This window comes from Mesobacillus selenatarsenatis SF-1 (assembly GCF_000813125.1).
Taxonomy (GTDB): Bacteria; Bacillota; Bacilli; order Bacillales; family Cytobacillaceae; genus Mesobacillus; species Mesobacillus selenatarsenatis.
In genome coordinates, this window is sequence record NZ_BASE01000101.1 from 1 (window position 1) to 11481 (window position 11481).

Below are 11481 nucleotides of genomic sequence, written 5' to 3' on the forward strand. Positions count from 1 at the left end.
GTGCAAGTTCAGACAGCTTTGAGCGAGAACAGGGGAAAGCTGTCAGAAGTACGCCCAAGTTCGGACAGCTTTGAGCGAGAACAAGGAAAAGCTGTCAGAAGTACGCCCAAGTTCGGACAGCTTTGAGGGAGAACAAGGAAAAGCTGTCAGAAGTCCGCCTAAGTTCAGACAGCTTTGAGGGAGAACAAGGGAAAGCTGTCAGAAGTACCCCCAAGTTCATACAGGTTTGATGAAGAACAAAGGAAGCTGTCAAAATACCCGGGGTATTAAGACCGCTTTTGAGAAGGACCACGGTAACTTGTCAAAATCAAAGCTGATTAAGCCTAAAATTACAGATGGAGCTGAAAAATGAATACAAAAACTCTTTTTAAAATGCAAAAAGCACTCGATAGTCATATTGAATCTCAACACGGTCTCGGGAATGAAGATTTATTTGATAGAAAGATTCTCGCGTTGCTTGTTGAAATCGGCGAGCTTGCTAATGAGACGAGGTGTTTCAAGTTTTGGAGTGTGAAGCCATCCTCCGAAAGAGATGTCATCCTCGAGGAGTTTGTGGATGGAGTTCATTTTATCCTGTCGCTGGGTATTGAATGTGGATATGAAGATCTTGAGTCGGTCACCCAAAATAAAACCGCCGAAATCGACATCAGCAATCAGTTCCTCGCAATATACGAGACCGTACAAAAATTCAGGAACAGCCGCAGCAAAGCTGTTTACGTTCTTTTATTTGAAAGCTATATGGAGCTTGCGTTGCTGCTTGGAATGAATGACGATCAAATTGAACAGGCATATATTAAGAAAAATGAAGTAAATTATGATAGGCAGCGTAAAGGTTATTAGGCAGAATTTTTTGTACAATACCCCGCTTGTCTAGTATAATAGGTTTCGAAACTACATATTAAGGGAGTCGAAATAATGGCTAAATTAGATGAAACATTAACAATGCTAAAAGATTTAACCGATGCCAAAGGAATTCCCGGCAATGAGCGTGAGCCTAGAGAAGTAATGAAGAAATACATAACTCCATTCGCTGATGAAGTAACTACGGACGGCCTTGGCAGTCTGGTTGCGAAGAAAGTCGGCAATGAAAATGGACCGAAAATCATGGTTGCAGGCCATCTTGATGAAGTAGGCTTCATGGTAACAAGCATTGATGACAAAGGATTCATCCGCTTCCAGACAGTTGGCGGCTGGTGGAGCCAGGTTATGCTTGCACAACGCGTGACAATTGTTACCCGTAAAGGCGAGATCACTGGGGTCATCGGTTCTAAACCGCCTCACATCCTTCCGGCAGAAGCACGCAAAAAGCCGGTCGACATCAAGGACATGTTCATTGACATCGGTGCTTCAAGCCGTGATGAAGCGAAGGAATGGGGAGTCACTCCTGGGGACATGGTCGTTCCTTACTTCGAGTTCACAGTCATGAACAATGAAAAAATGCTTCTTGCTAAAGCATGGGATAACCGCATCGGCTGTGCCATTGCAATTGATGTTCTGAAGGGTCTTAAAGATGCTGAGCACCCGAACGTTGTTTATGGTGTAGGAACAGTTCAGGAAGAAGTGGGCCTTCGCGGCGCTAAAACTTCTGCCCAGATGATTCAGCCTGACATCGCTTTCGGTGTCGATGTAGGGATTGCCGGCGACACTCCTGGCGTTACGGAAAAAGAAGCGTTGAGCAAAATGGGAGACGGCCCGCAAATCATCATCTATGATGCTTCAATGGTATCCCACAAGGGACTTCGTGACTTTGTGACAGACTTGGCTGATGAATTGAACATTCCATATCAGTTCGATGCAGTAGCAGGCGGTGGAACGGACTCTGGAGCTATCCACCTGACACACCGCGGTGTACCAGCGTTGTCCATCACGATTGCGACACGCTACATCCACTCACACGCAGCAATGCTTCACCGTGACGATTACGAAAACGCTGTAAAGCTGATCGTAGAAGTCATCAAGCGTCTTGATAAAGAAACAGTTGAAAAGATTACTTTTGAATAAGATTTAGTATGTGGTTGTCCAGAAATCAGTAAAAACTGGTTTTCTGGACAATTTTTTTGTCTTTATTAAACATTTTGTCTACAGCTTTTTAGATAATCACTACGCTTTTGAACATAACCACTACAAAATCACCATTAATCACTCCGAAAACAGCCTTGATCACTACGAAATTAACCATTATCACTACGAAATCGAGATTAATCACTACTTTATCCATTTGATGGAAAAGGAGGATCCAATCAGAACAAAAATAAAAGAACTCCTCAAAATGAAGGAGTCCTTCCAAATTTATTACTTTCCTTTCAATCCATCTTCCAATGCGTTCAGCATTTCCTGCTTTTCGTCCTCTGAGGCGTTTTGCCAGATTACTTCGAACAAAACTCCAAGTCCTGGAAGCATTTTTTCCTCGCCGTTTTGGATCGCGTCGACGATTGTATCTTTAAGCTCGTCTTGTGAATTTCCTGCTACATTTGAAATGACAGCATTCCTAAGGTTTAAGTTCATCCTTTGCTCAAACTCCTTTCAAATTACCAAGATGGTTATAGGATGAACAATTTTGGTTTTATTATGTATCTGTTTTGAGCTATAATAGTAAAATTGACAAGCCATATTAAAGGAGAGCCAGAGTTGAAGTACATTCAATCTGATAAAAATCCGCAAGTGAAGCAGTGGAAGAAATTACTGACGCGAAAGGAACGCGACAAGTCCGGTATGTTCCTTGTCGAGGGCTTCCATTTAGTTGAAGAAGCACTCACGAAAAAAGAAGATGTAGAAGAAATCATTTTAAGCGAAAAAACCGAATTGCCGCCTGGTCTGGATTACGGTGAGATTCCTGTTACGGTTGTAACGGATGAAATCAGCAAGCAGCTTGCTGATACCGAGACAACTCAGGGCATATTTGCAGTATGCCAGCAGCCAAAAAACACAGAAACAAATGGAAAAACCTTTTTGTTGATTGATTCTGTCCAGGACCCGGGTAACCTTGGCACGATGATTCGGACAGCTGATGCTGCCGGGATTGATGCTGTCATTGTGGGGAAGGGCAGTGTCGACATGTATAATCCTAAGGTTTTGCGCTCTGCGCAGGGAAGTCACTTCCATATGCCTGTTTTAAGTGGCGACCTTTCCGAGTGGATTAACAAGCTTCAAGCTGAGAACATCCCGGTTTATGGAACTGCTCTGGAAAATGGAGTCGTTTTTACAGAGGCTGAAAAAGGGGAAGCCTTCGCCCTGCTCGTAGGAAATGAAGGAAGCGGTGTAAATAAAGAGCTTCTGGCAAAAACAACACAAAATCTTTATATCCCGATTTACGGCAAAAGCGAATCACTGAATGTCGCTGTCGCTGCAGGTATTTTGCTATATTATTTAAAAACAGCAAAATAGGCGCTAAAACCATTTGATACTGCGCCAAGATTATAATATAATAAACAGCAAAAATAATATTTCAAAAACGATGACGGAGAAAAGTAGCTTGAAGCTGGCCATTAAGGGAGAAAATGCCGATGACTGGAAGCATTTTTATGGAGCAGGCAAGCGAAGTTCACCTCCTGAGTTGGCATCGGGACCGCTTTTTTACAGAAGCGTAAAGATGCATCGGCACAAAGCCGTTATCTCAATGAAGCGAACACGTAATACATATTGTATTGCCTGTTAAAAAGGGTGGTACCGCGATAACCAAGACCTCGTCCCTTTATCAGGGATGAGGTCTTTTTGTGTTCAAAAAAGAAGAATTTGAAGGAGGATTTACCAATGCAGGATCGTTTAAAAGAACTGCAGGCAGAGGCACTTGAAAAAGTTGCCACAGCAGCTGACCTAAAAGAATTGAATGATGTCCGCGTTTCCTATCTTGGAAAAAAGGGACCAATCACAGAAGTACTAAAAGGAATGGGCAAGTTATCGGCTGAAGAAAGGCCGAAAATGGGTGCCCTGGCAAATGAAGTCCGTGATGCGATTTCAGGCCAGATTGAGGTAAAGCAGAAGGAACTCGAGGAAGCAGCGGTTCAAAAGCAATTGGCATCTGAGCAAATCGACGTGACTCTTCCTGGGAGACCTGTCAGAACTGGAAGCCATCACCCGCTTACGAGCATCATCGAGGAAATCGAGGATCTTTTCATCGGCATGGGCTACACAGTAGAGGAAGGCCCTGAAGTCGAGAAAGACTACTATAACTTTGAAGCATTGAACCTTCCGAAGGGACACCCGGCTCGTGATATGCAGGATTCCTTCTACATCACAGAAGAAACATTGATGCGTACACACACATCCCCGGTACAGGCAAGAACGATGGAAAAACATCAGGGCAAGGGGCCTGTAAGAATCATCTGCCCGGGGAAGGTTTATCGTCGTGATAATGACGATGCGACCCACTCGCATCAGTTCATGCAGATTGAAGGGCTTGTCGTTGATGAGAATGTAAGAATGAGTGACCTGAAGGGAACACTTGAAGTTTTTGCGAAGAAAATGTTCGGCGAAGACCGTGAAATCCGTCTGCGCCCAAGCTTCTTCCCATTCACTGAGCCATCAGTCGAAATGGATATTTCTTGTAAAATCTGTGGCGGATCAGGCTGCAGCGTATGTAAGGGAACAGGCTGGATTGAAATCCTTGGTGCAGGGATGGTCCACCCGAATGTTCTTGAAATGGCAGGCTATGATTCGAAGAAATACACTGGTTTTGCATTCGGAATGGGACCTGAGCGTATTGCAATGCTCAAGTATGGAGTCGATGACATCCGTCATTTCTATACAAACGATGTCCGTTTCTTGAAGCAATTTTCAGTTGAAGAATAAGGATTAGGAGGGTAAAACCATGTTGGTATCATATAAATGGCTGCAGGAATATATCGATTTGGAAGGCGTATCTGCTGAAGAGCTTGCCGAAAAAATCACCAAAAGCGGCATTGAGGTAGAAGGCGTAGAAAAATTAAATGAAGGTTTAAAGGGCGTAGTTGTCGGCCATGTCCTTGAGTGCGAAAAGCATCCGAATGCAGAAAAACTGAACAAAACACTAGTTGATCTTGGCAATGGAGAACAGGTTCAAATCATCTGTGGTGCGCCTAATGTCGGCAAAGGCCAAAAGGTAGCCGTTGCGACAGTTGGAGCAGTTCTTCCTGGAAACTTCAAAATTAAAAAAGCAAAGCTTCGCGGTGAAGAATCCCATGGAATGATCTGTTCGCTGCAGGAGCTTGGAATCGAAGGGAAACTGGCACCTAAGGAGTATGCGGAAGGTATCTACAATTTCACTCCGGACACAGAAATAGGCCAGGACGCTTTAGAAGCTTTAAACAGAGATGACGAGATTCTTGAGCTTGGCTTGACGCCAAACCGTGCAGATGCGATGAGCATGCTTGGTGTTGCATATGAAGTTGGAGCGATTCTTGGGAAGGACATCAAGCTGCCAAATCCACAGCCTGAAACATCAACAGAACTAGCTAGTGACTATATCAACGTAACTGTTGAGGCCAAAGAAGATAATCCTCTATACGTTGCAAAGGTGATCAAGAATGTAAAAGTCGGTCCATCACCAGTTTGGCTGCAAACAAGATTGATGGCTGCAGGCATCCGCCCTCATAATAACGTAGTTGATATCACGAACTTTATCTTATTGGAGTACGGACAGCCGCTTCACGCATTTGACTACGATAAGCTTGGCTCAAAGGAAATCCTTGTCCGCCGCGCAAAGGATGGCGAAGTGATCGAAACGCTTGATGATGTGAAACGCACATTGACTCCTGATCACCTAGTCATCACAAACGGAACAGAACCGGTTGCGCTTGCAGGTGTAATGGGCGGAGCGAATTCAGAGGTTGGCAGTGATACAACAACAGTCCTGCTGGAGTCAGCTTATTTTACAGGTGGAGTTATCCGCAAGGCTTCGAAGGACCATGGATTGCGCAGTGAAGCTAGCTCACGTTATGAAAAAGGTGTCGACCCTGCAAGAGTTCGCCCTGCTGCAGAACGTGCGGCTGAATTGATGATTGAGCTTGCTGGTGGAGAAGTTCTTGGCGGTGAAGCGGAAGCTGATGCTTTGGATGTTAAGCCAGCTGTTGTTTCAACTACACTCGGAAAAATCAATAAAGTTCTGGGAACAGACCTTGAAATGAATCAGGTTGAGGACATTTTTGCGCGCCTGAAGTTCGAAACAGCTGTTGATAATGACACAATCACAGTAACAGTACCTACTCGCCGAGGGGACATCACAATTGAAGAAGATTTGATTGAAGAAGTCGGCCGTCTGTATGGCTATGACAACCTGCCGACAACTCTTCCTGTAGGAGAGTCAACACCAGGACACCTTTCTGACTACCAGAAAAAACGCCGTGTTGTCCGCCGTTACATGGAAGGCGCAGGTCTTTACCAGGCAGTCACGTATTCCCTTACAAGCGCAGAGAAAGCAACACAGTACGCATTGGATAAGCGCGAGCCTGTTCAACTGGCAATGCCAATGAGCGAAGACCGCAGCCTTTTGCGCTTAAGCATCGTACCTCAGCTGCTTGAAGTATTGAAATACAATATCGCTCGCCAGACCGAGAGTTTCGCTGCATATGAAACTGGGGCAGTCTTCCTGAAAAACAGCAATGAAGACCTTCCAGAAGAACGCGAACACCTTGCCGCAGCCATTACTGGCCTATGGGAAAGCCATCCTTGGCAGGGTGAGAAGAAGCCTGTTGATTTCTTTGTTCTTAAAGGTATCGTTGAAGGATTATTTGCAAAGCTGGGACTTGAAAGCCAGTTAGATTTCGCGAAGGCTGAGCTTGATGGTTTGCACCCTGGGCGTACGGCCGAAATTTTGCTGAATGGCAATGTCATCGGCTTCATCGGCCAGGTTCACCCAACCCAACAAAAATCACTCGACTTGAAAGAAACTTATGTTTTCGAGTTATCACTCAAAGCATTATTGGAAGCAGAAACAGCACCGCTTCAGTACACAGCAATCCCACGCTTCCCATCTATCTCAAGGGATATCGCCCTTGTAGTTGAAAAAGCAACTGCTGCCGGCGACCTGGAGACGATCATCACTGAAGCTGGTGGATCATTATTAAAAGAAGTGAATGTTTTCGACCTGTACGAAGGTGAAAAAATGGAGGAAGGCAAGAAATCCCTTGCGTTCTCACTGAAATACTTCGATCCAGAAAAAACACTGACTGACGAAGACATTGCAAAAGCACATAATAAAGTCCTTGCAGCTCTTGAAGAAAAAGCTGGGGCAGTTTTAAGAGGATAAATTTGAAAAGGCAGCCCGCGGGCTGCCTTTTTAATGTTCTATTCAGCTTAAAAGGGGAGATACCATGAAAAAATCCATGTGGATTCCGGCGGAAATGGTGGAGTTCTCTTGAAAACCAGTCGGAAACCGGCGAAAAAGCGTAGCTAGGGTGCCGGTTCAGATTGAATTCCGCGATAATGGCGGGCATTCCCGCGAAATTCTCTGCGAATTCCGCGAAAAACACATATAATTCCGCGAAAAGTTGCCACAATTCCGCGAACTGGAAAAAACAGCTCCTTTTTTCCAGGAAAATCGACCTACACCCTGGCGATCTTCTTCGCTTTTTCAGTATTGGCAAAATGGAGCTTAACGAATTCTGGTAATACACCTATACCTTTATCAAGGATCAACCTTGCAGCCGCTTTATCAACAGCGGCGCCAGCACCCTTAGGTATCGTAAATCCTGCGCGTTTGCTGAGGTTCTCGAAATGGCGGACAAAGGCGTAGCGGGCGATCATCGACGCTGCAGCCACTCCCAGGTGAATTCCTTCTGCTTTTGTACTGAACAGAACGTTTTCCCTGATAATCTTCTTTTGACCTTTTAAATGGGCGTAATAAATCTGCTCTTTTGCAAATTCATCGATCAAAATAGCCTCAGGCTTTTCAGGGGCGATTTTTTCAAGAACATGGTGGATCGCCTGGTTATGCAGCAGAGCTTTCATCTTGCCCTGCGACATGCCTTTCATTTGCATTTGGTTGTACTTTTCATTATGCAGTGTCAGCAGGCTGTGCGGCAAAAAGGTTACGAGCTGCTTGGCGATTTCGATGATTTTATCATCCTTGAGATTCTTTGAATCCTGGACACCGAGCTCCTTCAATACGGGTATATCCTGCCGCCTGACATAGGCTGCGACGACGGTGATCGGGCCGAAATAGTCGCCAGTTCCCACTTCATCAGAACCGATGATGGAAATCTCGCCAATATTCTTTGGCAGATGGGAGCCGGGAGTTGGTGCAGCCGCTTTTTTTGCAGAAGGCATCAGTGCCGTTCCCCACCTGGCTGCCTCGGTCTCCCCATCTTTTCCCTGGAACAATACTTTTCCTGATTTATAAGCAGTGATTGCACAGGAAGGTGTTTTGGCGGCAAAAACGCTGCCAGGCGGAAGCTTATCAATAAGAAACTTACTATAATACTCTTTCATCTTTTTGACTTCTTCCGGACTTTTCTGAAGGACACTATTTCCCATTGCTCTACACTCCCTGTTTTACATTTTCATGGTTAGACATATTCTTCCAAAAATCATACAGATCTGACAGGCAAATACTTCCCAGCCTTTTACGTTCATGTTATAGTATAAAATAGGATTCTTATGAATGGGGGCATAAATGTTGTCAGACACAAAAAAAAATAAGTCGACTGTCGATATATACGGACAGCAATATACGATCGTCGGCACAGAAAGCACCAGCCATATCCGGCTCATTGCCTCGATGGTAGACGATAAAATGCGTGAGATCGGCTCAGCGAATCCTTCACTTGATACTAGTAAATTAGCTGTATTAACTGCTGTGAATGCGGTTAATGATTACATAAAAATGAAAGATCGTGTTGAATCGCTCGAAGCGGAAATTAAAAGGTTAAAGGACTGAAAAATGCATGCTTGATCTTGCTGTATTAGCTATTTTGCTTATTGGCTTCATTGTAGGATTGAAGAGGGGGTTCATCCTGCAAACCATCCATTTGGCTGGATTCATCGCAGCCTTCATCGTTGCGTACATATATTATGACCAGTTGGCGCCAAAGCTGACTCTGTGGATTCCATATCCGAATCTGGGCAGCAATGCGACGTTGAATCTTCTATTTGAGAATGCCAATTTAGAAGATGCATATTATCGGGCGATTGCATTTGCAGCCATCTTCTTCGCAGTGAAAATCCTGCTTCAAATCATCGGTTCGATGCTCGATTTTGTGGCTCACCTTCCAATCCTGAAGCAGTTGAACGTTTGGGCAGGAGGGTTCCTTGGCTTTGTTGAAGTTTACCTGCTTTTATTTATTGTTCTCTACATTGCTGCTTTACTGCCAATCCAGGCGATCCAGGGACCACTGAACGATTCAATTCTAGCCGAAAACATCATAAAAAATACCCCAGTATTTTCCCAGCAAATTAAACAACTTTGGATTGAATACATGGCTGCATAACTTCTCTGTTGCGGAGAAGTTTTTTCTTTTTTAACGATTTCTCATGATTCTATCGAGTGTAAGGATGGAAAAGCAGCAACACCCAATACTATAAACACTGCACTTAGTCAGGCTGTTTATAACTCATCATCATATTATTTTTTCATTTAATTTCACAGCTGGGCTTGTTTTCTATAAAATAGAAGACAATGACTACGTCCGGCTAATCCGGTCGAGAATTTTAAAGGCAGGTGGACATCATGTCTGTTAATAAAAAAGATATCGTACAATTACTTGAAACGATTGCTATATATATGGAATTAAAAGGTGAAAATCCATTCAAGGTCTCTGCGTTCCGAAAGGCTGCAATGGCTCTTGAGGGAGATGAGCGCAGCATGTCAGAAATGGGCGAGTTGACTGAACTCAAAGGAATCGGCAAAGGAACAGCCGGAGTCATCCAGGAATTCATGGAGACAGGGCAATCAACTGAGCTGAAGGAATTGCAGGAAGAAGTACCGAGCGGGCTGATCCCACTCTTGCAGCTGCCGGGAATGGGCGGGAAAAAGATTGCCAAGCTATACAAGGAGCTGGGAGTAGAAAGTATCCACGACCTGGAGGAGGCTGCGAAGTCAGGGAAAATTCGTGACCTTGCAGGCTTTGGCAAAAAGAGCGAAGAAAAGATTCTTGCGGCAATTGATAACTTCGGCACAAGGCCGGATAGACTGCCGCTTGCATACATGCTCCCGGTTGCAGAATTAATTGAATCATATCTTCAAAAAATAGAGGAAATCGAACAATTTTCTAAAGCAGGAAGCTTGCGCAGGATGAGAGAGACGATCAAGGATCTGGATTTTATCATTGCTTCAAAAAATCCGTCGGCTGTGAAGGACGGGCTGATCAAACTGCCGAACATAAAAGAAATTATTGCAGCGGGGGATACGAAGGTTTCTGTCACACTTGGTCTCGATTATGATGTGAACGTGGACTTCCGCCTTGTCGATCCTGAGGAATTCGCAACTGCGCTCCATCACTTCACTGGTTCAAAAGACCATAATGTAAGAATGCGGCAGCTTGCGAAGGAAAAAGGAGAAAAGATCAGCGAGTACGGTGTTGAGAATGTAGAAACAGGTGAAGTCACCACATTCAAATCGGAAGAAGAATTTTATCAGTATTTCGGCCTTCCTTTCATTCCGCCTGAGTTAAGGGAAGACGGCTCTGAAGTCGAATTATATAAAGAAGACTTGAAACTCATCACTCTCGAAGCCATTAAAGGTGATCTTCATATGCATTCAACGTGGAGCGATGGCGGCCATTCAATCGAGGAAATGGCAAGGGAATGTATCGCGAGAGGCTATAAATACATGGCGATCACAGACCATTCCCAGTATTTAAAGGTAGCGAACGGTCTGACGCCGGAACGCCTGCGGAAGCAAATTGAAGAAGTGAAGGAACTGAACAAGAAGTTTGATGATTTCACGATTTTGACAGGAATTGAAATGGATATTTTACCGGATGGTACATTGGATTTTGAAGATGATTTGCTAGCAGACCTCGACTTGGTCATTGCATCGATCCATTCTTCTTTCTCCCAGCCAACCGAAAAAATCATGAATCGTTTGAAGACTGCTCTGGTAAATGCTCATGTTGATATCATTGCGCATCCAACTGGCAGGCTGATCGGCCGTCGTGAGGGATATTCAGTTGATATCGATATGCTGATCAAGCTGGCAAAAGAAACGAATACAGCACTTGAGTTGAATGCGAATCCGAACAGACTTGATCTGGCATCAGAATATTTAAGGAAAGCTCAGGATGAAGGTGTCAAGCTTGTCATCAATACAGACGCGCATAAAGTGGATACGCTAGAGCATATGGATATAGGCGTAACAGCCGCCAGAAAAGGCTGGATTAAGGAATCATCAGTCCTCAATGCAATGGATTTGAACGGATTGCTAGATTTCCTGCATGGCCGTAATTAAAAAACGTCTTTATAAAAAAAGATGATAAAGAATTCTCTTGGAGAAATGTCTAGCTCCAGCGCCTAGCCCCTCGAGTCGCTTCGGTCCTCCCAATGAAGTCAAAGAACGATTTCACTGGTCGG

At 44.4% G+C, this 11481-nt stretch carries 10 protein-coding genes and 1 other annotated feature; of the genes, 8 read left to right on the top strand and 2 right to left on the bottom strand.

What is annotated here, in order from left to right; translation table 11 throughout:
* The first annotated feature begins 348 nt into the window (after positions 1 to 348).
* Positions 349 to 840 (top strand): dUTP diphosphatase, encoded by a 492-nt coding sequence (locus TY49_RS19390; protein WP_041967558.1) that lies wholly within the window; start codon positions 349 to 351, stop codon positions 838 to 840.
* 75 nt (positions 841 to 915) lie between these two features.
* Positions 916 to 2001 carry a M42 family metallopeptidase gene (locus tag TY49_RS19395; RefSeq protein WP_041967559.1) on the top strand — a complete coding sequence of 362 codons (1086 nt, stop codon included), beginning with the start codon at positions 916 to 918 and terminating at the stop codon, positions 1999 to 2001.
* 291 nt (positions 2002 to 2292) lie between these two features.
* On the opposite strand, the gene sspI is transcribed toward TY49_RS19395, so the two are convergent.
* Positions 2293 to 2505, bottom strand: a complete 213-nt coding sequence (sspI, locus tag TY49_RS19405; protein WP_041967561.1) for a small acid-soluble spore protein SspI — start codon at positions 2503 to 2505, stop codon at positions 2293 to 2295.
* A 123-nt stretch (positions 2506 to 2628) separates the two neighbouring features.
* Between sspI and TY49_RS19410 the strand changes: the two genes are divergently transcribed.
* From TY49_RS19410 to pheT, 3 genes are all read left to right on the top strand, one after another.
* Positions 2629 to 3384, top strand: coding sequence for a TrmH family RNA methyltransferase (locus TY49_RS19410; RefSeq protein WP_041967562.1), 756 nt, complete (start codon positions 2629 to 2631; stop codon positions 3382 to 3384).
* 61 nt (positions 3385 to 3445) lie between these two features.
* Positions 3446 to 3694: a binding site (T-box leader), on the top strand.
* A 56-nt stretch (positions 3695 to 3750) separates the two neighbouring features.
* Entirely contained in the window at positions 3751 to 4788 is a 1038-nt protein-coding gene (pheS, locus tag TY49_RS19415; RefSeq protein WP_041967563.1) for a phenylalanine--tRNA ligase subunit alpha, read from the top strand.
* Between the two features lie 19 nt (positions 4789 to 4807).
* Entirely contained in the window at positions 4808 to 7222 is a 2415-nt protein-coding gene (gene pheT, locus TY49_RS19420) for a phenylalanine--tRNA ligase subunit beta (RefSeq protein WP_041967564.1), read from the top strand.
* A gap of 296 nt (positions 7223 to 7518) precedes the next feature.
* On the opposite strand, the gene rnhC is transcribed toward pheT, so the two are convergent.
* Positions 7519 to 8448 carry a ribonuclease HIII gene (rnhC, locus tag TY49_RS19425; protein WP_041967565.1) on the bottom strand — a complete coding sequence of 310 codons (930 nt, stop codon included), beginning with the start codon at positions 8446 to 8448 and terminating at the stop codon, positions 7519 to 7521.
* Positions 8449 to 8587: 139 nt separating this feature from the next.
* On the opposite strand from rnhC, the gene zapA reads away from it, so the two are divergent.
* From zapA to polX, 3 genes are all read left to right on the top strand, one after another.
* Complete coding sequence (gene zapA, locus TY49_RS19430; RefSeq protein WP_371931994.1) at positions 8588 to 8851, top strand: cell division protein ZapA; 264 nt, start codon at positions 8588 to 8590, stop codon at positions 8849 to 8851.
* Positions 8852 to 8858: 7 nt separating this feature from the next.
* The gene (locus TY49_RS19435) at positions 8859 to 9401 is read left to right on the top strand and encodes a CvpA family protein (RefSeq protein ID WP_041967566.1); all 543 of its coding nucleotides are present in this window, start codon (positions 8859 to 8861) and stop codon (positions 9399 to 9401) included.
* 239 nt (positions 9402 to 9640) lie between these two features.
* The gene (polX, locus tag TY49_RS19440) at positions 9641 to 11359 is read left to right on the top strand and encodes a DNA polymerase/3'-5' exonuclease PolX (protein ID WP_041967567.1); all 1719 of its coding nucleotides are present in this window, start codon (positions 9641 to 9643) and stop codon (positions 11357 to 11359) included.
* The last annotated feature ends 122 nt before the right edge of the window (positions 11360 to 11481 follow it).